The sequence below is a fragment of the Pseudoalteromonas sp. H105 genome, assembly GCF_001469215.1.
Lineage (GTDB): Bacteria > Pseudomonadota > Gammaproteobacteria > Enterobacterales > Alteromonadaceae > Pseudoalteromonas.
The window spans coordinates 46,200-69,487 of the sequence record NZ_LOFH01000002.1; the positions used below are offsets into that span (position 1 = coordinate 46,200).

16 protein-coding genes and 1 pseudogene are annotated in these 23,288 nt (G+C 41.8%); 6 read left to right on the plus strand and 11 right to left on the minus strand.

Going from position 1 to position 23,288, the window contains the following annotated elements:
* The first annotated feature begins 9 nt into the window (after window positions 1–9).
* From ATS75_RS03845 to ATS75_RS03855, 4 genes are all read left to right on the plus strand, one after another.
* Entirely contained in the window at window positions 10–402 is a 393-nt protein-coding gene (locus ATS75_RS03845; RefSeq protein WP_058559120.1) for a hypothetical protein, read from the plus strand.
* Between the two features lie 293 nt (window positions 403–695).
* Window positions 696–956 (plus strand): PspC domain-containing protein, encoded by a 261-nt coding sequence (locus ATS75_RS20045; protein WP_082665391.1) that lies wholly within the window; start codon window positions 696–698, stop codon window positions 954–956.
* Between the two features lie 122 nt (window positions 957–1,078).
* The gene (locus ATS75_RS03850; protein WP_058559121.1) at window positions 1,079–1,516 is read left to right on the plus strand and encodes a hypothetical protein; all 438 of its coding nucleotides are present in this window, start codon (window positions 1,079–1,081) and stop codon (window positions 1,514–1,516) included.
* A gap of 189 nt (window positions 1,517–1,705) precedes the next feature.
* Entirely contained in the window at window positions 1,706–3,187 is a 1,482-nt protein-coding gene (locus tag ATS75_RS03855; RefSeq protein ID WP_058559122.1) for a S41 family peptidase, read from the plus strand.
* Between the two features lie 63 nt (window positions 3,188–3,250).
* Here ATS75_RS03855 and ATS75_RS03860 read toward each other — a convergent pair whose 3' ends face one another.
* From ATS75_RS03860 to ATS75_RS03895, 8 genes are read right to left on the minus strand one after another with little or no spacing between them, the layout of a single operon-like run.
* A complete protein-coding gene (locus ATS75_RS03860) occupies window positions 3,251–4,036 on the minus strand; it encodes a sterol desaturase family protein (RefSeq protein WP_058559123.1) in 786 nt (261 codons plus the stop codon).
* Window positions 4,029–4,661, minus strand: coding sequence for a CDP-alcohol phosphatidyltransferase family protein (locus tag ATS75_RS03865; protein ID WP_058559124.1), 633 nt, complete (start codon window positions 4,659–4,661; stop codon window positions 4,029–4,031). The genes ATS75_RS03860 and ATS75_RS03865 overlap by 8 nt, the downstream gene beginning before the upstream one ends.
* On the minus strand, window positions 4,654–5,304 hold the full coding sequence (locus tag ATS75_RS03870) for an ATP-binding cassette domain-containing protein (RefSeq protein ID WP_152996179.1): 651 nt from the start codon (window positions 5,302–5,304) through the stop codon (window positions 4,654–4,656). The genes ATS75_RS03865 and ATS75_RS03870 overlap by 8 nt, the downstream gene beginning before the upstream one ends.
* The gene (locus tag ATS75_RS03875) at window positions 5,294–7,015 is read right to left on the minus strand and encodes an ABC transporter permease (protein WP_058559126.1); all 1,722 of its coding nucleotides are present in this window, start codon (window positions 7,013–7,015) and stop codon (window positions 5,294–5,296) included. Before ATS75_RS03875 ends, ATS75_RS03870 begins: the two co-directional genes overlap by 11 nt.
* Window positions 7,016–8,263 carry an ABC transporter substrate-binding protein gene (locus ATS75_RS03880; RefSeq protein ID WP_082665392.1) on the minus strand — a complete coding sequence of 416 codons (1,248 nt, stop codon included), beginning with the start codon at window positions 8,261–8,263 and terminating at the stop codon, window positions 7,016–7,018.
* Window positions 8,250–9,068, minus strand: a complete 819-nt coding sequence (locus ATS75_RS03885; protein ID WP_082665393.1) for a DUF547 domain-containing protein — start codon at window positions 9,066–9,068, stop codon at window positions 8,250–8,252. The genes ATS75_RS03880 and ATS75_RS03885 overlap by 14 nt, the downstream gene beginning before the upstream one ends.
* Window position 9,069: 1 nt before the next feature.
* Window positions 9,070–11,223, minus strand: coding sequence for an FAD-dependent oxidoreductase (locus tag ATS75_RS03890; RefSeq protein WP_058559127.1), 2,154 nt, complete (start codon window positions 11,221–11,223; stop codon window positions 9,070–9,072).
* A gap of 12 nt (window positions 11,224–11,235) precedes the next feature.
* On the minus strand, window positions 11,236–13,566 hold the full coding sequence (locus tag ATS75_RS03895; protein WP_058559559.1) for a TonB-dependent receptor: 2,331 nt from the start codon (window positions 13,564–13,566) through the stop codon (window positions 11,236–11,238).
* 156 nt (window positions 13,567–13,722) lie between these two features.
* Here ATS75_RS03895 and ATS75_RS03900 point away from each other — a divergent pair.
* A pseudogene (locus ATS75_RS03900) lies at window positions 13,723–14,147 on the plus strand (hypothetical protein).
* Between the two features lie 165 nt (window positions 14,148–14,312).
* The gene (locus ATS75_RS03905; protein ID WP_058559128.1) at window positions 14,313–14,510 is read left to right on the plus strand and encodes a CPXCG motif-containing cysteine-rich protein; all 198 of its coding nucleotides are present in this window, start codon (window positions 14,313–14,315) and stop codon (window positions 14,508–14,510) included.
* Between the two features lie 95 nt (window positions 14,511–14,605).
* On the opposite strand, the gene ATS75_RS03910 is transcribed toward ATS75_RS03905, so the two are convergent.
* From ATS75_RS03910 to ATS75_RS03920, 3 genes are all read right to left on the minus strand, one after another.
* Complete coding sequence (locus tag ATS75_RS03910) at window positions 14,606–17,587, minus strand: TonB-dependent receptor (protein ID WP_058559129.1); 2,982 nt, start codon at window positions 17,585–17,587, stop codon at window positions 14,606–14,608.
* Window positions 17,588–17,666: 79 nt separating this feature from the next.
* A complete protein-coding gene (locus ATS75_RS03915) occupies window positions 17,667–20,327 on the minus strand; it encodes a glycoside hydrolase family 16 protein (protein WP_058559560.1) in 2,661 nt (886 codons plus the stop codon).
* A gap of 825 nt (window positions 20,328–21,152) precedes the next feature.
* Window positions 21,153–23,201, minus strand: a complete 2,049-nt coding sequence (locus ATS75_RS03920; protein WP_058559130.1) for a S9 family peptidase — start codon at window positions 23,199–23,201, stop codon at window positions 21,153–21,155.
* Between the last annotated feature and the right edge of the window lie 87 nt (window positions 23,202–23,288).

Genomic DNA, 23,288 nt, shown 5'->3' on the forward strand with positions numbered 1-23,288 from the left:
GGTGTTTTTATGAAAATGTTGTATTTGGTAATCGCTTGTGTGTTGTTGTCAGCATGTACAACAAGTCCTGAGCAAAAGGAAAATAAAACAACCTTCACGAGCGGACAAAAAATAACAATTACAGGAACAAGAATTAAACGCTCCGATTTACCCTCCGGCCCTAAATTAAAAATGGGTTTAAATAAAAAAAATAAAGAAAGCAACTTCATGGGTGCACTTGCGCTAATGCAGACTCTTCCTCAACCAAAAGATATCGGTGATTGTCGTGGTTTATTAAAAGCGTTATTAAATATGCAAGCTGAGTTTACTATTGTGAACTCAAATAAAGTGATGTTACAACGAGATCAGGGAATTTATGAATATTCATTTGATGATGAAAGCTGCCCTGAAAACAATGCTTAAGCGTTTATTAACTAGAAGCTAACAGTCACTATTGATATTAATGGGTGGCGCACAGATTTAGCTATGTAATCTATTAACAAAAAGAGGCTAATTTTGGGTTTACCCTCATATCAACGAATAGTGATAAGGCATTCATCAGGCCATTTTGAGTAAATTGACGGTCTATGAAGCAGGACTTAATAAACTTCCTTAGCAAAACATAGGTTAAACGTTTTGTGGTGATTAGTTAGTTTTAGAGTTGATTGAGCGATACTGAGTATTTAATTTGCATAAATTAGGAATATATAAAAAGCATGCAGGATCTATCAAAAGTAAAATTATTAACACGTGGCGAATCCTGTGTTCTCGGCGGTGTATGTTCGGGGTTGGCGGATCATTACAATTTGAGAAAGAATGGCTTACGATTAGCGTTTATATTTAGCAGCTTGTTTTTAGTTATTCCCGTATTGTTATACATTGTTTTGTGGCTTATTTTACCTTGTTATCCGTCAACACAGGCTATGGCCAGGCATTTAAGGCGCAAAGTACTGCATCATAAAAGCAGCGCAGATTAGCCCTCATTTATTTAATAGGGAGAGGTGCTTTGTAAATCCAGCACGTTTAGTTTTTGTCACTATTCATTTGTGGTTGTGCTGTTTAAAAACGCGTTATAGAGTCGTCAATTCAAGGAAATAAAATGCAAAAAGGACTGACAGAGGTGTTTGATGTTGACTCAGTGCTAAAAACACTTGTTTTGTGTGTGCTGACGATTGGCGGATATCTAATCTACAAACTATACGTTTTTTCTAACCAGATAAATAAACACACAGAGCATAAAATCCCCACGTTGTTTATTGTTGCAGCGAGTATGTTATTTGTTGTTTCATTGGTTAGTTTAATCTACGGGCTTGTGAACTTTCATGATATTACCATTTTAAGAAACTCAATTAGCCTGCATGTGGTTTCAAGTTCTTTTGATGTCACTTGGATAATCATGGTACGAAACCGGATTAATTTAATGACGCAGGCTAAAAAGGGTGACGCGCTTTGGTTAAATCCGTTAGCTACTTCATTATTTCATGTGATTTACATGCAGTATAAAATTAATCAGGTGACGGTGAGAAACACAGAGTAAAAAACGATTAATAAGCAAATTGCGGTCTTGCATATTTGTGAGAAAGTCAAAGCACCATATTGAACAAAAGTTTAAAATAAAAGAGTCATTTTCGAAAATATGGCTTTGTGTAACTGAGGATTGGTTTTGTTCTTAATTTACATAAAACGGTAACCTATAAGTCAGCCTCAATAATATAGAAGGATTTAGATGAAAAACGACATTAATTTGTGCTTAATGGGTTTGTTAACGCTTATTTCGTTCAATAGCTTTTCGCAAAATGATGACTTTGTGAAACCAAACTTCCCACGAACCGCAACACAATGGCAGGCGCTAACAGAGCATGATATTGAATATGCTTATGCACAGACTGCGGCAAATCACCCCGGTATGTATGACAGTGATAATCCAAACTTCCCCACGTTACTTGAAGACGCCAAACAACACGCTTTAACACTTGCTAAGCAGGTGAAAACGCCTCAAGGGTACGAGGCTGCAATAGCCCACTTTAATACGATTTTACAAGATGGACATGCCGGGGCGGTCGCTGTTTTACCTACCAAGTTTAAACTTCCAAGACGGTGGCCCAGGTTTTCTGCTGTATGGCGTGGTGACAGCTTAAGGGTCTATTACAGCGAACACGCTAACGTGAACAAAGGTGACAAAATAATACGTTGTAATAATACGCATATTAAAACCCTGATGCGCGAAACACTCTTTAATTTTCATGGTGAGGTTGACCAGCCAGGGCATTGGTGGAACCAAGGATGGCGTTTATTGATTGATGATGGAAATCCATTTTTGCCTAAAATAAAAAACTGTGATTTTGTTAACGCTAATGGCACAACCTATAGTGTGATACTGAAGTGGTCTGTTCGTCCAAAGAGCGTGAGTAAGCAGTTAAAGTACGCCTACAATGGCGATGAATTGCCTATTGGCTTAGGCTGGCCAAGCGAAAATATAGCGTGGATTGCAATGCCAACTTTTAGCCCAGATGAGTTGCAAATAGCTGATTACCAAACATTGCTTGATGATCTTGCAAAACAACGAGGTAAGTTACTCAATGCTAAAACGGTAGTGCTCGATCTTCGTCATAATCAAGGTGGCTCTTCTTTTTGGAGTTTAAAAGTTGCTGAGCAATTATGGGGAGAGCACATTGTTAACCAAAAACAAGCGCAATATGGGCGCAACACGCAAGTATGGTGGCGAGCGTCTGATGAAAATACTAATTATGTTGAATCATTAAAAGTACTACTGAAAGAGCAACCTCAAATGTATGACATGGTTGACAAAGTATCTGCCGGTATGACGTTATCGTTAGAAAAAGATGCAATATTTTATGTCGAGGAGAAGCCAGCGTTAGCACAAGAAGAAGTAGTGGCAAAGAGTGATTTTAATAATAACGTTGTCGTGATTGTGCCGGGGCAGTGTGCCAGTGCTTGTCTTGATGCAATTGATACATTTAAATTATTTCCAAATACGGTGCTATTAGGTGCGCCCAGTAGTTCAGATTCAACGTATATGGAAGTGAGGCTAGTTGATACTCCTTCGGGGCTGACTAAGGTGATTATTCCTAATAAAGTCTATGTGAATAGACCCCGCGGAAACGGTGCTTATTACAAGCCGGATATTCCTTTTAATAAACTTGAGTGGACAACTGATGCTTTATTAGCACGTATAAAAAAACGTTAGCTTCCACTAACCACTTATCCTATTTTTAATATGATAAGTGGTTACACTCTCGGTGGTTTGCATTTATTTAAAGGGCATCAGTAATAACGTTATTACTGATGCATTTTTTTTGCTTGCGGGGTATTGGCTTAGGCCGACTTTCAATGTTTCGTCGGTTTCGCTGGCATGCGGTTTATAACTTGCAAAGAGTTTATCCCACCAGATTACACTAAAGCCAAAGTTACTGTTGGTTTCATCAGGCCGCTGGCTATGATGGATACGGTGTAGTTGCTGAGTGATTACTACAAACCGTAATACCTGCTCTAGCTTTTTCGGTAATCGTATATTGGCATGGTTAAACAAGGCAAAGCCGTTCAGTGCAATTTCAAATATGAGTACTGCAATCGCAGGTGCGCCCAGCGCTGTAACGGCAATTAGCTTAACTAAAATACTGAGCACAATTTCAAATGGGTGAAAGCGTAGCCCTGTACTTGCATCTATATGGCTGTCAGCATGGTGAACTTTGTGTAAACGCCATAGCATTGGTACTTGGTGGAATAGCCTGTGTTGCCAATATATAAGTATATCGAGTATTAAGACACTCAGCAGAATAGTTAACCAAAGTGGTAGTTGGATTAAGTTAAAAAGTCCAAAACCTTGCTCTGTATTGTAAATTGCTAATGCAGTTAAGCCGATGGGCACAGTTAAGCGGGCGATCACAGATGATATAAACACTAAGCCAAAGTTTGCAAACCAACGGTGCTTAGCCGCAACCAAAGATTGGCGGGCAGGCTTTAACCCCTCAAGCAACATCATGATTGCTAAAATACAGATAAAAAAACCGAGACGCCAATAAAGCTCATTATTCATCTGTGATTGACTCTTGTTGTTTGAGTGTTACATAACCGCCATAAATACGAGTAATAATTGTAATAGCGCAGGCAAAGGCAAAAACGTAGGCCATAAGGGCAAAGTGCTGAGGCCAAATACAAAAGGCAAAAAATAGCGCAATGGTTTCTGTGCCTTCAGTCAGGCCATTTAAATAATAAAAGCTTTTATATTTAAACTGCGGCTTGTCTAGCTTAAATTTTTCGGCGGCTATGGCAAATGCTAAAAAGCTTGAGCCGGTACCAATAAATGTCGCTAATAAAATAGCGCCCGCAATGGCATTTTGCGCAGGGTTGGCAAGTATAAACCCAAGCGGTATTGCAGCATAAAATAAAAAGTCTAAGGTAATATCTAAAAAGCCACCGGCACTGGAGCTTAGCTTGCTATAACGTGCCAAGGCGCCATCAAGCCCGTCAAAAACTCTGTTAACGATAATAGCCCCAAGTGCTAAATACCAAAGTTCAAATGCAAGTAGTGGCAATGCTAATAACCCAATGATAAAGCCGACTACAGTGAGTTGACTGGGTGTAACCCCTTTTTTGTGTAACAGCTTGACGGCAGGGGTGAGTAAGGGTTTTATAATTTGAGTTACGTATTTATCAAGCATGATTGTATTCCTGTGTTCCGAGGTTAACAATTTTACCCTGTGCGGCTTGGGCATCAACACAGTCGTGTGTCACCATTATGGCAGGTAGTTTATGTTCGCGAATTTGTGCGAACACCAGCTCGCGTATTTCATGGCGAAGTTGACTGTCGAGTTTACTGAAGGGTTCGTCCAATAAAATGGCTTTAGGCTCACTTAATAAAACACGAAGCAAAGCAACACGTGCTTGTTGTCCACCCGATAAACTCGCGGGAGATCGGTTTTCAAACCCTTTTAGACCCACTTGATCAAGTGCGTGATGTATTTTATCTGTACGCTGCTTTCTAGTCGTTTTTGGCATTGCAAATGCAATATTGCCCGCAACAGATAAATGCGGAAACAACAGTGCGTCTTGATAGAGCAGTCCCAAACGGCGACTGTGACTTGCTGTATGAGTGAGCTCTTGTTGACCTAAATATAACTGACCTTGTGCGTGAAATGTAGCTGGTAACATGCCTGTTAACCAGTTCAATAGGGTTGATTTACCACTGCCTGAGGGGCCCATAACACTCAGAATATCACCTCCTTGAATTGTCTCATCAAGTGAAATAAGTGGGGTGCTCTGTTGCCAGATCGTCAGGTGTTTAATTGCTAAACTATGCATGATTTCCCTTGTGCTGGTTTTGTATTAAGAGCTTGGGGATGAACCAAGCAAGGGCGAAAGCCAGTGCTGGTAATAGCATTTGGACTAATGCGTACACCGCGCTGACTCGTCGACTTGCACCGCTGGCAAGCGCCACGGCTTCAGTTGTGAGAGTGTTTATACGCCCGCCGCCGTTAAGTAACGTAGGCAAATATTGGCTAAAACTGACTGCAAGCCCCAGTGCGCAGGCAATGCATATTGGTGTTGCTAACATGGGCAGTTTAATTTGCCAAAATACTTTTGTCGGCGTTGCTCCAAGACTGGCTGCTAAGTTCATAAACCGTGGGTCTAAGCGTCGGTAACTATTGGCTAATGATAAAAATACATACGGTACCACAAACAATAAGTGACTAAATATTACATTAAATAAAGCGTGTTGACTGTTTATTTGCTCTTGAAACCACACCAGACCAAACAAAAAAGCGATGCTAGGAATAAGCATGGGTAAATAAATGACGATAGTAGCAAAGCGCGATAATGTGTAGCCACGTTGCTGTTCAGCTTCTAAGGTAAATAACGTCAATACAATTGCCGCAAGCGTTGCTATAAAGCCAATTAAAAGGGTATTCATGATCGGTGTTTGCATATGTGAAAAGGCACTTTGCCAGTGCATTAATACCAATTGGTCGGGTAGCGACTCGGGGAAACGCCAATAACCAGCAAAAGACCAGAGGATAAGCCCCACAAGCGAGAGTAAAACACAGCTAACAATAACTGTCGTTAGTAAATGAACAAACCATGTAATGCCTTTATCTGCATAATTACGTGTGCCATTTACTAGGCTCAGTTGTGTGATACGTTTAATGATCTTTTCACCGCACCACCAAACAATGAGTAATCCTATGGTGAGTAAGAGCTGAATAATGGCACCTGCAGAGGCTTTAATACGTAAGGTTAAATCTACATCGTTAAACCAATTCATAATTGCCACGGCCAATGTGGGTGGCGCATTGGGGCCTAAAATCAAAGGTACTTCTACATTGGCACTAGCATAAGCTAAAACGGCTAAGACTGGCAGGCGTAAAAAAGGGTATAGATTGGGTAATACAACTTTAAAGAATGCCGTTACAGGACTGTAGCCTAAACTTAATGCCATTTTGTGCTGCGCACGTAAATTGGTTGCTAAGTCGGTTTGTGCAAGGGCGGCGAGTGTCATCAATAACAAAAAAGGCAGTTCTTTGAGTGTAAGCCCTAAAATCATACTAATACCCCATGGATCATGAGGTAATAACCAATCAGCAGGGCTTTGCCAACCACTTAGCCAAGGCGAAAATAGTCGTGCAATCATGCCAGATGGTGTGATCAAAAAGCTAATTGCAATGGCTGCTGCTGCGTGAGGAATAACTAAAACGGGACCAAGCAGGCGTTGAATACGGTTCAGCCAAGGGCTCGTAAAATAGGCCGCTACAAGTAAGAGGTTAATACTAAATGCGAGTAAGGTGCTTATAAATGCACTACTTATACTCAGACGTACCATGTCACTGAATCCTGCAGTATTTATCAGAGCGCTAAAGCCTTTCATGGATAGACCTATTTCGCCAAGTGCAGGGATATAACTAAACGCAGGCAAAAGAACACCCACTAGCCCTCCGATTACTGGCAATATAAGTAACGCAAGAAGTAGTGCGGGGCTTAGCGTGATTACTTTGGTAAACACATTATTTGGATTAAACATTTATTGACCTTTCGCGCCGTAACGCATGAGCCAACCGTGGTTGATAACCTTAACCCAACTAGGATGCGGCTCAGCCAGTGCAGGGCTTTGGACTGTTGAGATTAAGCTACTAGGGTGAGGGTTAGGCTGTGTAAACAAGTGGGCTTGATGCTCACTTAATAGCGACAAATCAAGCACGGTGCGATCTCCCCAAATATGTGGCTGTTGTTTTTTTGCTTGTGCGTCTATGCTCAACATAAAGTTGGCAACGAGTTTTGCACCATTGATGTGGCTGGCGTTGTATGGGATCGCCACGAAATGGGTATTGCTCAAACTGCCATCATGCATAGCATAACTGCGAATGCTGGTGGGTAAATCATACCTTTGTACTGCAGCGGGCACTTCAGGCGCTGAAAATGTAAGTGCTAAACTTAACTCAGTGTCGCCCATTAAACGCCTGAGTGCGGTGCTGTTGTTAACAAAGTAACGACCCTTACGCCATAAGTTTGGGTGCAGGGCATCTAGGTATCGCCAAAGGGTAGGTAATAGCAATGTTGCACTTTGCTCAGTAGCTGGTTGATAAAGTAAGTGTTTTAATGACTCTGGTGTAAGGCCAATAAGCGCGTATTTTAAAAAACTTACACCAATAAAGTCAGGGGGCTTTGGGTAGGTAAAGCGACCTTGATGTTGAGCACTCCATGTTAATAATTCAGCCAAACTATAAGGAGGGGCTGACATCGCTCTACTATCATAGTAAAAGGTTAAAGCAGCTTGCCCCCAGGGGGATTCCATACCTTGAGTTGGTACACCAAAATCAAGTGTAACAGCAGGGTTTTTATCCGGGTTTGTTAGGGCAAAGTTGGGAAGTGATTGTGCCCAATTAGGTGCTAATAAACCATTTTGGGCCATGACTGCAAAGTTAGCGCCGTTGATCCAAATGAGATCAACTTTTCCTTCATCGTAATTACCTGCTGACTTTTCAGCTAACACACGGCTTACAGCTTCGCTGGTGTCGGTAAGTTTTATATGATGTAGCTCTATATTGTACCGCTGCCTAACTTGCTCACTAAGCCATTGTATATAAATATTTATTTGTGGGTCGCCACCCCAAGCATGAAAATAAACAGGCTTGTTACTGCCATTGTTAACGATGGTTTGCCAAGTAGGGCTATGCTCTGTTGCAATACTGAAAAAAGGAGCTGTCAGCAATAAAATCAGGCCACAAAGTGTATTACAGATAACAATGTGCGGTTGTTTATGGCGTATCATTCAATGCCCAGTTGTAATCTAAAAACTTAATTTGCACTGTGTTACTTTTAATTTTGCTTTGCTCGGTTGCTGTCAAGTTTAGCGCATTTGAGTACAGCAGTATAAATGCATTTAAGTTATTTGCACCACCAAAGCCTTGCTCAAAATCATCACGATACCATTTAAAAATTGATGACAAATAGAGAGTATCATCGGATATATAATTGCGTGTTGTATCTGCTAAAAAGAGCGTTGTTTGTTGCTCCAACTGCCTATCTAACTGCTCAGCACGGTAGGCTTGTGCACGTAGGGCAGGGCAGCCTATGCTGGCACAGTTAACGGCAAAATGAATACGAGGCTCGTTATAATTTCCTTCACCACGAATTAATGTGTGTTCTATGTTATCTAAACTACGAGTTTTGCCTAATAAAGGGATAAACTCTTTACGCCAAGGCGAACTAAAAAAGCTGCCTAGCTCTTTTATCGATGCGATATCTGGGTATTGGGTTAAAATAAATGCCACAGTCCATGCATTGTAAGCGTTGATCAAAAACGCTAACTGCCTTGATTTCGACCAGGTGTTGAATTCATTTTGATTGACCTGTGATAGAGCATCTAAGTAGCTCGTTAACATCACTTGGTCAGCTTTAAACCCGCTGTAGTTAACTCCAGTACTGGTGCCTCCACTAATGCTTTGTACATGTTTGCTTAGCAATTGGTCCCAAGGCTGATGAATTGAATCCGATTCATCAGCCTTCACAGTGATGCTGGCTAAAAAAGCCAACAACACTGTAATCTTAAAAACAAAATAAAAGACTAATTTCATTTTAGCCTCTGCGCCAAGTATGGTATTTTTCAAGCCAATTGAGCACTGTCTGGGGGGCATGCGCACGTTTCCATTCACCCGCTGCGTATTTATTGCCCTCAGCCCAGGTTGGGTAGCTGTGAATTGTGCCAAGTATTTTATTGAGGCCTAGCCCGTGTTTCATCGCTAATATAAATTCAGCAATCAAATCACCCGCGTGTTCAGATACAACGGTCACACCTAATATCTTGTCTTTACCTTTGGGCGTAATCACTTTAATAAAGCCTTGAGTTGCGCTCTCAGTGATAGCACGGTCTAGCTCTTTAAATTCAAAGCGAGTCACTTCGTAGTCTAGCCCCTGTTCAATCGCTTCCTGTTCATTGATACCTACGCGAGCGACCTCTGGGTCAATAAAAGTGGTCCATGGGATAACACGATAATCCACTTTAAATTTCTTTAAATTGCCAAACAAACCGTTTACAGCAGCGTACCAGCCCTGATGCGCTGCAACATGGGTAAATTGGTACGGGCCAACGATGTCGCCTGCAGCAAAAATATTTGGGTAAAGGGTTTCTAAATAGTCGTTTGTTACTATGGTGCGCTCGGTCTCAATACCTAACTCTTCAAGTCCGTAACCAGTTAAACGTGCGCTACGACCGACTGCACAAAGTAATTCATCGTACTCTAGTTCAATTTCTTGCTCGTTGTGCTTAACAATAAGGTACTTTTTACCATCACGTGCTTCACAGCGAAGTGCCTGATGGTTCGTTAATATGTTAACACCACTGGCTTTTAGTGCTTCAGTTGCAAATTCAGACACCTCAACATCTTCTTTGATCATGATGCGATCAGCCATTTCGAGTTGTGTCACTGATGAGCCCAAGCGTGAAAAACTTTGCGCAAGTTCAGAGCCAATTGGCCCACCACCAAGTACCACTAGCTTTTTAGGTGCCTGTTCGTAATTAGCAAACTTTGTCCACAATGTATCGCTGGTAACATAGCCTGTTTCTTCAATGCCAGGCAAAGGAGGCACAAAAGGGCGTGCGCCCGTGGCAATAACAATTGTTCTGGCTGTTAGGGTTTGTGTTCCACCGTCGTTTAGTTGTATTTCAACTGTCCACGGGTCAGTAATCTTGGCGTAGCCTTTGAGTACTTCAACCCCTAAATTAGTATAACGCTCAACACTATCGTGCGGGGCAATATCAGCAATAACTTGGTGCACACGGGCCATAACTTTTTTAAATGAAAATTCAGGGCTGATACTTTCTAAACCGTATTTATCAGCCTGTCTAATTTGTTCAGCAACTTTGGCGCTTTTTATAATTGCTTTACTTGGCACACAGCCGTAATTTAGGCAATCACCACCCATTTCACCGGCTTCAATTAACGTGACTTTTGCTTTCACAGCAGCTGCTATGTAGCTGGTCACCAAACCGCCAGCGCCTCCCCCGATCACAATCATATTGCGGTCAAACTGCTTGGGTTTAGTATAGTTTTTATATACTTTACGTTTTTTTATTACATTGATAATTGCTTTTGCAATAAGCGGAAATACACCCAACAATGCAAAAGAAACAATAAGGTCTAAAGATAAAATGCCCGATAAGCTATCAATTTGTGCTAATTGCGTACCAGCATTAACAAATACAAACGTGCCGGCTAACATGCCTATTTGACTGACCCAATAGAATGTCCATGACTTAATAGCTGTTAGGCCCATCAGCAAGTTTATCAAAAAGAATGGGAAAACAGGCACTAACCTTAAGGTAAATAAGTAAAAGCTGCCTTCTTTTTCAACCCCCGCATCAATGGCAGACAAGCGCTCTGGAAAACGCTTTTTGACCACGTCGCGTAATAAATACCGCGAGACTAAAAATGCTAACGTTGCCCCAATGGTTGATGCAAATGAGGCAACTAATAGTCCTTCAGCAAGACCAAATAACGCACCCGCAGCAAGCGTTAAAATAGCTGCACCGGGTAATGAAAGCGCAGTGACAACAACGTAGAGTAAAAAGAACCCCCCGATCACCAATAAAGGCGATTGTTCACGCCATTGGCTAAATTCTTCCATTGAGCCTTTTAAGCCATCAAGGGTTAGCAATTGGTGTAAATCAAAGTGGAAAAACAACCCTACACCCAGCAAGGCAACAATCAATAATAGTAATTTTTTTAACATGTGCACTCGCTATTAAAAATTATAGGTAAACGTCAATTTGCCATGAATTGGCAGCTCTGGATAAACCAGTGTTGCGCCAAAGTAACCGCCTTCAAACACAGGTCGCCAGTTCTCTTGGTTTGTTACATTGGTAATATCTAAACGCAAAGCCATTTGTTCATTGAATGCATAGCGACTGTTTAGATTGAGTGTGTATTGGTCGCGCACATAAACAGTTGCTAAATAGTCTAAAGGATAGCTTTTGGTATAAATACCGCCCAGCCCAATATCCCACTTTGGGGTAATTGAAAAACCGCCATTTATACTTACGGACTGTTCAGGTATCCCTTGCACGCGCTGAGAAGACGGCGCGAATGCAGTAAAATTAGGTGCGCCACCTCCGGTGCCGATTATTATGTCAGGTCGTGAGTTGTCAAATATATCGGAAACTTGTTTTGCACCTTGGCTGCTAGCTGAGTTGTCGTATCGGGCATCAATATAACTATAACCAACACTAAACCAATAATTGGTTGCATCATAAAACGCCTGACTTTCGAAGCCTTGAGTGCGAATGCCAGTATTACTACCATCTCGATTACGCAAGCTGCGGCGTTGATTAAATAGCGCGCCGTCGACGTACCATGCACTGTCTGCTGGTGCGTATTTTAAGCCCACTTCAGCTAGCGTGTTATCAGTTGCAAAGTTTTGTGCACTAATTTTGTTGTCACCCCCTAATACATTCCCCCCAGCCATACTGTTCGAGGTTGCTTGGTTGTAACTTCCTGCCATGTAACTTGTGATTGCAGGCGTTAGTTTGTAGTTAATACTTGCTTGGCCTGAGTGAAGGGTTTCATAAATGTTATCACTGGCAGCTATTTGCCCCAGAGGTGCAATAGGGTCGCTTGCTTTAACGTCATAATAGTCAATACGGTAACCTACGCTGGTACGAACCTTACTTGTCCATTGGCTATCGTGTTGAATCGCAATACCTGTTTGCAAGCTGGTGGAGTTAGTGGTGTCTGAAAGTGAAAAATCACCACTTCCGTCATTATTTATATCGTATTGGCCACCGGGTGATACAAACACGCCGGGACGTAACTCAACTAGGCGTGCTTGTTGCTCTGCTGTAAGCGGTATACGACGGCTTTCAATGGGGCCGGTTAAGTCAATAGGGGAGTCTGCTTCAGTGGTAAATTGGCTGAAGCCTTTTACCTTGTTATACCGCACATCAAAGGCGAATAAAGTATTTTGATTATCAGCCCATTGATAACTTAATTCAGTACGGTTTTGCGCGGTGTTGGCGCCATCAATAATTTCTACAAAGCTATTTTGCGCAATTTCTTCGCGTTCTAAATGCTGAAAATAAGTAATATTTTTGAGGGTTAATTGATTACTGAGCTCACGTTTATACACGCTATGAAATAAATACGTTGTAGCATCATTTATATTGTCGGGGTCTGTCAAAACTTGATTACGTGGTAAAACCACTTGGCCAGTGGGAGAGACAATAGCCCCTGCACCAGGCACTGTGCTGCCATTAGGTTGTGTGCCTTGGCCGGTAATATAAAGTCCGTCATCAATTAATGCCTGCGTGGGGCGGTTTATACCTGCGTTATCAGTAAACTCAACATGATAGAGCTCAAAGTTTAGATCCCAGCTGGTTTTGTCATCGGGCAAAAATCGCACGGCGGCAAATAAGCTATCACTTTGGTATCCTGCATAGTCATAAAAACTTCCATTATCAATATGTTCAGCACTCACTCTGAAACCACTTTCACCTTTTACAATAGGCGCTGAATAATCGAGTTGCGCACTGTAGTGATCCCAACGCCCTGCTGATAAGCTCGCTTTGCCTTGTGAGGTTTCAGTGTTGGCTGTTTTTGAATGTAAATTAACGAATCCACCATTGCGTTGGCTACTGCCAAATAAGACTGGCGGCGCGCCTTTTACCACATCAATTTGCTCTATTGCATTAAACGATACGGGAATACCAAAGCCATTGTTACCCGCTTGTCGACGAACGCCATCTTGATAAAGTTCACCCAATTGACCGCGAAGTGTGGGTAAACTCGGAGCACCAAAGCCACTGGCGGCGTAACTGTTTGGTGTAACCGCTAAAATATCTTGTAAAGTGGTGATGTTGAGTTGCTCAATCATGTCGCTACTAATTGGAGTAATCGCACGGGCTATATCAGCAAGGGCGAGGTCATCCCCGAATGGTCCGCTTATTTTCGCATCTTTAGGTGATAACTGATGGGCCTTTAGTTTTTCTGCGGATACTTGGATTACTTCAATTTCGTTGTTTGCTTTTACGACAGATGTAAAGCTGGCACAAATGCTTAGTGCTAAAAATGCGTATTTCAAAATCATCTCACTGGAATTAAATAGTTTATATACGATGTATGAGACCCTAAGGGGGTAAAAATACTTTCAAAAGAATGTATTTTATTACTTTTTGTAATAAAAACCTGTTTATTCGGTCTTGTTGTCTTTTATGCAATTAATCCAAAAGGATAAACAATGACACATTCAATCACCCCGGATACACAAAAACGTTTGCACTGGGCGCTTTTTTCACTGCGCTTAGGTGTCTTCATCGTTATGCTAATGTGGACGCTAGATAAGTTTGTTAACCCAGGGCACAGCGCACGCGTTTTCGAACATTTTTATGGTATTAGCGGATCTACTGATACCATAGCCTATATTTTGGGGAGTTTACAGTTGGTATTGGTTCTTGCATTTATGGCGGGTATCAAAAAGCGTATTACTTATGGTTTAATCTTTTTAATGCATGGCGCTTCAACACTCTCATCTTACGCACAATACCTTGATGGATTTAATAATTTACTGTTTTTGCAGCATGGCCAATGTGGGCGGCATGTTTTGCGCTTTACTTATTGCGCGACCAAGACGTTAAGTTTACAGCAGCGAGGCGTGCGTCTTAAACTAGACTTACAGTAAATTAAGTGCGTTTAGGCAATGGCTACTTTGAAAAGCGATGAATTGTTTTAGGTTTTTTATCACAATGATAAAGTATCAAGCAGATGAGCTGAGTCTCTAAGTAAAGCAGTATGCACTCATTAAACTTTATAGTGTAAGGAGCTATTGTAATGAATCAATTAACACAGAGTACCATCACATGCCCTTACTGTGGTGAACGTTTAGATATCTTGATTGATCCCAGTGATTTGGATCAGCAGTACATTGAAGATTGCCAAGTGTGTTGTAAGCCTATTAACTTTTTAGTGCAAATGGATATTGATGAGACGCTTTTCGTGACTGTTTCAAGTGATGATGAGGGGTTTTAATTGCTATAGGGCATGGGCATATAGACATAAAAAAGCCGCTCTTAGAGCGGCTTTTAGTGTTAGCAATAGGGAAATGCCGTGTTATTTAAAGTGTTTTAGTTACCCATTGAATATCTAAAGCCAATTGCATATCGCGGCCCGTATTGAGCTGCGCTCAAGAACTGACTTTCGAAGCGACTAAATGAGCGTTCAGTTTCATTCGTTAAGTTAACACCTTCGAAAAAGACAGTGGTACTTTCGCTAACTTCATAGTTAACACTGACATCCCATTGTAGGTATTCCTCAGCATACTGCGGTGGTGCAGTTGCACCTGAGTCAGGTAAGCCTTGAGCTATTAGGTATTGGTCGCGCCATGCACCGGTAATTTTTACAGATAAGCCATCTTTTTCATAAAAACCTTGCAGATTTGCAGAGTCACTTAATCCTGCTAAAACGGCTTGAGAGGCAAGTATGTAGTTATCATACTCTACATCACCGTCTACCATGGTCGCATTAAAGCCCGCACCGAAGCCAGATTCACCAAATAAATGCTGAATAGAGACTTCGACACCATTAACTTTACGTGCGCCAACATTTTCAGGCGACTCAATGGTCCACTCAATTAAAGGATCGGTTGCTGGGTCTGGTAAAATACGGTTGTTTTCACCAATACCTACGCCATTTGCAACAATTTCATTGTAAATTGCCCCGTCGGTTGCTTGTTCACCACGGCCTTCAATGGCAGCCACTGCATTGTTCCAGCGCTCACCTAAGTAGACGTCATGCAGGCCTTCGTAGGTTGCATTAACTTGCGTGTTATCAATCCAGTCATCAACGTCTTTCCAAAATAGACCAACCGCTGCATAACTGCCTTCGTTGTAGTAATACTCCAAGCTTAAATCAAAGTTAGTTGATTTAAATGGTTTTAAGTTTGGATTACCACGACTACCACTGCGTGAGTTTAACTTAGGAGAGGGGGTAAGGCTTAGGTTACCTAGCATAGCGCCTAACGTAGGTCTTGATATTGTTTGACCCCAGGATACGCGAGAGACTAAATCGTCAGATAAATCGACTTTAATATCGATCATCGGAAGCAGTAAGTCGTACTCGCCTTTAAAGTCAACTTCGACTAACTCACCGCCACTGGCAAACTGCGTTATCCACTCAGAGCCGCCTGCCCAATATACTTGTTCAGCCACGCGGCTTTTAGCTGGACTGACAATATCAGTTTCTTCGTAGCGCACGCCGAGATTTACGAATACATCGTAATCACTAACGTTAAATACCCAGTTTGTAGAAAGGTATAAACTGATGGTTTCTTCTTCAACTTTGTTGGTTGGGAAGCCATCAAAGTTACCAATTTGATACACGTCGCTACCCAGTACGTCTTCTGTTAGGAATGCACTTTGACGTGCAAACGCTTCATCAAAATCATACGTGTATGCATAACCTGGCGCTACGCCGTTTGGACCAAACGAAAACTCATCAAGGAAGTTCGCTAAGTCAACACGCTCAAACATTGCGTCAGGGAATATTTCAGCAAAGGTGCCATTATTAAAGCCTGGTGCATTAGCATTGTTTGATCCCCCCCAGCCACTTAATGATTGCTTAGTGAAAGCGGCACCAAATTTAACTGTTTCAAGGCCAATATCGGTATAGGTAAATAATTTACCATCAAGCTGCACTTGAGATACTTCAGATTCACCGGGAGTGCGAGTGAAAATACTGAAATTAGAGCCAATCTGATTTGGGCTGATTTCTTGTGTGCCATTGTTCCAGTTAACGTTAAAACCGGGTACATCGCCTTCACGGAAGGAGTATTCTTTTGAGGCAATATCAGCTGACCCTAAGATAATACGGCCATTGGCATTTAACCCCGTGTCTTTACCATTATCAATGGTTGTTTTTGACGTATGAGCATCAAGCGTAAAACTAAGGTTTTCGGTGGCGAGCCACTCAACGTTTAAGCCAGTTGCTTTTGCATCAACTTCAGTCGTTTCACGAAATGCGGTAAATGATGCGTCATCACCCGCTGAATTGTAATAGATGGCTGTGCCATTTTCATCAAGTTCATATGCGTTAGCATTACCGCCGAATGAGCCATTCCAAATACCCCACGATAATGAGTTATTACCCGTCACGGCATTTGAAATTGTGTGATCAAGGGTAAAGGTTAAATCATCAGTAGGGGCAAACTGGAACGTTGCTTGTGCATTAAGGCGTTCACGTTGAATGTCGTCTTTAGCAAAACTGATCTCTTGTGGGAAGAAAGCCGCTGCAACGCGTTCTCCATTAGCATCCGTATACTGTTGTGCTGGGTTACCGTCGGCATCGGTTGGGCGATTATCAGTAATGTTTTCAGCATCTAAAGATAAGTTAGGGTTCACTAACCATGAGCGGACATTGGCTGATTGTCGTTGAAAATCACGGCGGTGGTAAGAGAAGTTTGCCGATACACCAAAGCGCTCATCATCAAATGTATTGCTATAGATGCCAGCAATCTCAGGGGTTACTTCATCACCTTCTGCTACAGACGAATCATGAATCCCTTTAGCCATGAATGAAAACCGTTCACCCGGTTTTTGTAATGGCTTTGCGGTAACTATATTAACGGTTGCACCCAAGCCACCCGTTGGCATTTCTGCACGAGCTGTTTTCATTACCTCTAAAGAACTCACGCCTTCAGATGATAAGTTTTCAAAGTTGAAAGAGCGTGTGAAACCTGTGCCCGCCATTTGGCGACCATTTAGTGTTACTAGGTTAAAGGATGGGCCAAAACCACGCACAGTAATTTGGCTGCCTTCACCATTTGAACGACTCACAGATACACCGGTAATACGTTGCAGTGATTCTGCTAGATTGGTGTCAGGGAACTTCCCCATTTCTTCAGCTGATATTGCATCAACCACACCCGATGCATCACGTTTAACATCCATTGAACGAATCAATGAGCCACGAATACCTTTTACTTCAATAATTTCTAGCTCTGGTTCGGCAGTTTCTTCTTGCGCTGCGTAAGCTAAATTAAATGTGCTTGCAGCGATGATAAGTGACACAGAAGCCGCTAATTGGCTTTTTTTAAACTTAATTGTGTTCATAATTGCTCTGCTTTTACTAAATTTGTTAGGGTAGGCAAATAAACAATGCTGTTGGTTATTTGCCACTTAATAAGGTGTATTACGGGTTCGCGATAACTACATTATCAACACGATACACGGCACCTTCACCTGAGCCCCACGCTGGGAAAATCATAAGTACGTTGATATCACTAATATCTAAGCCTGCATCAAACAAGGACTGCAATGTAAATGTATATGTTTGCCACTGCCCAATAACGGGAACTTCGCCTTCAGCACTGTCAGCAAGAGGCAGCTCTACAGCCGTTGCGGCGCCTGTTGACTCAATTTTAAACAACCATTGTGCATCTGTAGCATTAGGTGGAGTCACCATTTTCATTTCAAATTGAACAACGCCAGTCGCTAAAATAGCTGATGCATCAAACGAAACACCTTCATCAGCTAAAAAGCCCATTACCGTAGGTGCAGCACCAATTTCAAATTGTGCAACTGTGCCATGTGCGTCATCATCTGTTGGCTCTGTTGGTGTCGAGCCACCACAGCAATCCCAGATACTCCACATATCGGCAGCTGTATCTTTAAATACGGTCAGTTCGTTGCCTGCTGGTGCAACTGCGCTTGGGTCGTATATTTTTGCGTTATCAACACGGTATACCGCACCTTCACCTGTGCCCCATGCTGGAAAGATCATCACTACATCCAGTGCACTTACATCTAAACCTGCGCCTGCAAGATCAGAAAGTGTGTACGTATATGTTTTCCACTCACCTACAACGGGTGCATCACCTGCGTCTGTTAATGGAAGTTCTACCGCTGAGTCACCTTCGTTCGATTCAATTTTCATGACCCATGTTGAGTCTGGACTATTAGGAGCCGTCATCACTTTCACGTCAAACTGAAGTACACCACTTTCTAAAATGCTACTTGCGTCAAATGGCTTGCCGCTACCACCTGCTGACGTGCGGGTGTTGAAGCCCATTACAGTCGGCGCTTCACCAATACTAAACTCGGCAGTTAAACCATGTTCGTCGTCATCCATTGCTTCAACTGGTGTTGAACCACCACAGCAATCCCACATTGGCCAATCAAGGTTTTGTCCATCAGTAAATAAAACAACCTCTGGCGATGCACCTAGGTCACCTTCAATCGCAATATTAGCAATAAGGTACTCTGCACCTTCGCCTGTTTGCCATGCTGGGAAAATCATTAATACGTCAATCGCGCTTAGATCAAGTCCTTTTTCTTGTAAGAAAGAAAGGGGGAATGTATAGGTTTGCCATTGGCCAACAACAGGGTCTACACCTTCTAAACTCTCGTTTAGTGCAACATCACCGGTATTTGGACCACCGTCACCGGCTTCGGCTTTTAATAACCATGTTGTATCAGCATTAGGCGGAGTAACGACTTTCATTTCAAAGCTTACACGGCCATTTACGTCTACTAATGGAGATGCATCAAATGGTGCAGATGTACCTGCAAAGTCATCAGGAAAGTGACCACCACGTGTAGAGAAGCCCAACACAGTGCCGTTATTGTCATTGATATTAAATTGTACTACATCGCCTTTGTCTGCATCAGTAATAATAGCTGGCACTGTGCCACCACAGCAATCCCATGCGATCCAGCTTGAGTTTAAGCCGCCGTCAAAGATGTTTAAGTTTTTAGCTACGCCATCACTCGGTGGTGTTGGCACTGGGGCTGCACCTTCGACAAGTGCATCATCTAAGCTATCGTAACCTGGACGAACCGTTTCACAGCCTTTGCCTGTGGCTGGGTCTGATTTACATTCATAAACACGTACATAGTCAACTTCAAAGCTTTGACCTTCTGCAAATGCCGTTTCATCAATGCCTAGATTATTTACATTCTCAGGCCAGTCACCACCAACTGCATGGTTTAGAATGAGGAAAAAGTCTTTATCGAAGGGGGCAGTATCCCAATGAGTTGTGAGTTCGCCACTACCTTGTTCAAAGTATTCTGCAAACCAACCTTTGTGTTTCAGGCCAACAGCTTCATCTTTTGAGTTATAGCGTATTTCAGAGCGGCGTTGTGTTGCATATAAATAGCCGTCAACATACCAGCGTATTTCGCCTTCTTGCCACTCAATTGCATAAGTGTGAAAGTCGTCTGCTGGGTTCATGCCTTCTGGAAATGTATAGGCTTTGCCTGAACTTGCATTATTTGGCCATTCACGACCGTAATGGAGTGTGCCGTAAATGTTTGATTCAACAGTGCCGTCTTCAGCAACTGCCTTTAAATTTACCGCTTCAAGAATATCAATTTCACCAGAGCGAGGCCAACCACCATATTCTGAGTCTGTTGGCATCATCCAAAATGCAGGCCAGCTACCTTGACCTGAAGGGAGCTTTGCTCTCATTTCAAACCGACCGTAAGTAAAATCGGCTTTGTACTGTGTTGTTAAGCGAGCTGAAGTGTACGGTTTTTCTGCCCCTTCTTCTGCGGGTAAGGCAACAATGTTTAGGATGCCTTCGCTTATGAATGCGTTTTCACTGCTGTCGGTGTAGCATTGTTTTTCATTATTACCACCTCCAGCGCAATTTAGCTCGAAATTCCATTTTGCTGTATCAATAGCTTGGCCGTCGAAGTCATCGCTCCAAACCATCACCCAATCAGAGACGGGCTCGCTTGGTTCGACAGCTGTTAAATCAGATTTTGTTTCAGCACCGCCACCGCACCCGACCAACATTGTTAATGAAGTGGCTGCAAAGAAACGGCTAAGATTGGATGTTGTCATGTTCATTATGTGAACCCCAGTCGACTTAATAAATGGAAGCGCTTTTTTAGCATAGTTCATTTTTACAAATGTGCATGTAAGCGCTTACATGTGTGTGATAAAATTCGCGCTCTCTATGTAAGCGCTTACAAAGCGTATGATAATGCTTCCATTAGGTCAACATATTTAATGTTTTTAATTAACTTATTTTTAACCATCGATACTTTGAAAGGCAGTGAGGGAGAGATTAATAATGGTTTATCTTTTTGATAAATAGTTAGTTATTTTATTTTTTCAATGAAATTCGGTGTTGTTTACCATTTAAATGCTTTGTTATATTGCTTTTTAATTGGCTGATTTTCTTACTTTTACTAAATGGTAATACATTTTATTAAGGTAGGGACGGAAAACTCGATTTTAATGCGCCCAGTTAAGTCATTAAGTTGGATAAATGACGGGTAGTAGTTGACCGGGATGTTCAGCAACACTATGCGCGTTTTTATTGCGTTAATCTTTACACGTTAAAGGGTTATAAAAATAGCCCTACGAATTTAGCGTGGTGCTTAAATTCATGGTTTAGTTTATTCATCTGGCGTTGACGATTTTCAGAGTTGCCTGAATGCATTTACAACTGAACGTAGTTTATCGTGATCGTAACGTTATGCTTAAAACTTCAATAGTGCTCTTTGCTTATTAACGTGTTGTTTAGTCTTGATAGGTGGCTTTTTCACCTTTTTTATATATACAGTGATAGGTTTTGTAAGTAGCTATTTGTAAAAATTACAGGCTAAAATGAAAAAGGCTAGCGCAGAATGGCTAGCCTTTGGACTCATTACATTTTTAATTTTATGCTTATTTATTCGCGTCTTTTATTGCTTTTAATTTAGCCGCGTGATCAATTTCAAAGGCTGGCATGTCTTTCTTACCGTCAATTAAATAATTGTCCATCCAGCGCATTAAACGTAAGCTGTAATCGTATTGTGCAGCCACTTTACGGTTACCGTGACCTTCACCTGGGTAGTAAATCAAGCGAACATCTTTACCTTGTACTTTCATGTAGCGGTACATTTCCATTGACTGGGCAGGGTGAACACGTGGGTCGTCCTTACCGTGCATAATCAATAAAGGGGTTTCAGACTGCCCAGCCCAATAGATAGGGCTGCGCTCTAAGTACCACTGCCATTTATCCCACGGGTATGAACGTGCGTGAACTAAGTTCATTTCGTTTGAAATATCAGTTGTACCAAATTTAGATAGTTGGTTCGTTACACCGACAAACATCACGCTTGCTGCAAAGTGTTTTGTTAATTTGGTTGCTGCCCATGCTGATGCATAGCCACCATAAGAGCCACCCGTGATACCTACACGGCTAGTATCAACTAAGCCCATATCAACGAGGTGATTTTTAAAATCAACAAGATCGTCAAACTCTTTTCCTGCATAGTCATTTTGACCAAGCTTTGAGTAATCAACCCCTTTACCCGTCGAGCCACGGTAATTCGGATAAAATACGGCATAACCCCGTGCAGCCCCCATTTGGCCTGGACGAGAGTAGTTTGTTATCCAACCGTCTTTATCATGACTTTCTGGGCCTCCATGGACAGACATAATTAATGGGTAACGCGTGCCTTCTTTGTAATCAAGCGGGTAGACTAGTACGCCATCAATTTCAACGCCATCGCGGGCTTTTAAAGAAATCGTTTCTTGTTTTGCAAAGCGCTTATCGTTCAACCAGCTATTTGAATCAGTTAAACGCTCGGCTTTACTCTTACGTACGATAAATACTTCGTTAGGGTGCTTAGCTGTGTTACCACGAAGCGCAATTGTTTTATCTGAGTCAGAAATGCTTAAGTTTGACGCGATAAATTGACCTTCTTTGATCAGCTTTTTGTATTTTTTAGAGCCAGTTTTAATACTTGCTACGTAGCTTTGCGTGCCAACATTTGCAATAAAATTAAGTGTGTTGCGCTTGTTTGACCACTCTATGTCAGCGATATGGCCCATAAAGTTTGGCAGCCATTCAGTGATTTTTGCTGTTTTGGTGTCTGCTATGTATAAACGACCTGTAGCTGGGTCATGTTTATCTTCAGCACCGATGATTGCAATGTATTTACCATCATGAGAAAGCTCTGCATCGCCTAATTTACCTTCCGTTTTAAACGACAATGTCACTTGGTTACTGGCAACGTCATATAAATGCCACATAGATTTAGTGTATCGGTCGTCAATTAAAGCGGTAGGCTGTGTTTTAACAAGAAGTTTTTCGCCGTTGGCAGCCCAATTAACATCACTAACATAATTTTCAACGTTCAACGCTGTCGGAGTCAGCGCTTTATCTGATTGTTCTAAATCAACAATAAAAAGTTGCTTGTTCTTTAAGCCAAGTTCATATACTTCAGCTTTAAAGCCTAATTTTTTTAGTTCTTTTTCAGACTTGTCAGCAGCAGGCATTGCTAAAATTGCAAGTTGCTTATTATTCGGGCTAAGTTGGTAGCTAGAAATCGATGTGCCTTTAAGTGAAAGTACTTTTTGTGCTTCACCGCCATCAACAGGAATTTGGTAAAGTGCAGTAAATTTTTCATCTTTTAATTTGGCTAAAAAATAAATTGTTTTACTGTCGTTTGACCATTGAATACTCTTAATGCTAACAGAGCCGGTAATGAAAGGGCGTTCTAAACCTTCATCGTCAACGACATATAATTCACTGTAATTACTGCCGTTTTCATCGACATAAAGGGTGCGAGGTACTGAGCGAGTAAAAGCAACTGAATCGCCATCAGGGCTAACACTTGTTTGAATTACAGATTGAATTTTTGGGATATCTTCAATTGTAAGAGGGGTCGCAGCAAAAGCTAATGAACTTGAAAGTCCAATGGCTAACGCTAAGCTGGTTTTTAGCATGGGTATTTCCTTCGCTTGTAATAGTTATTTTGACAGTATATCAAGGTGTCCCTCAAATACTAAAATATGCGATTAATGTCCAAACAC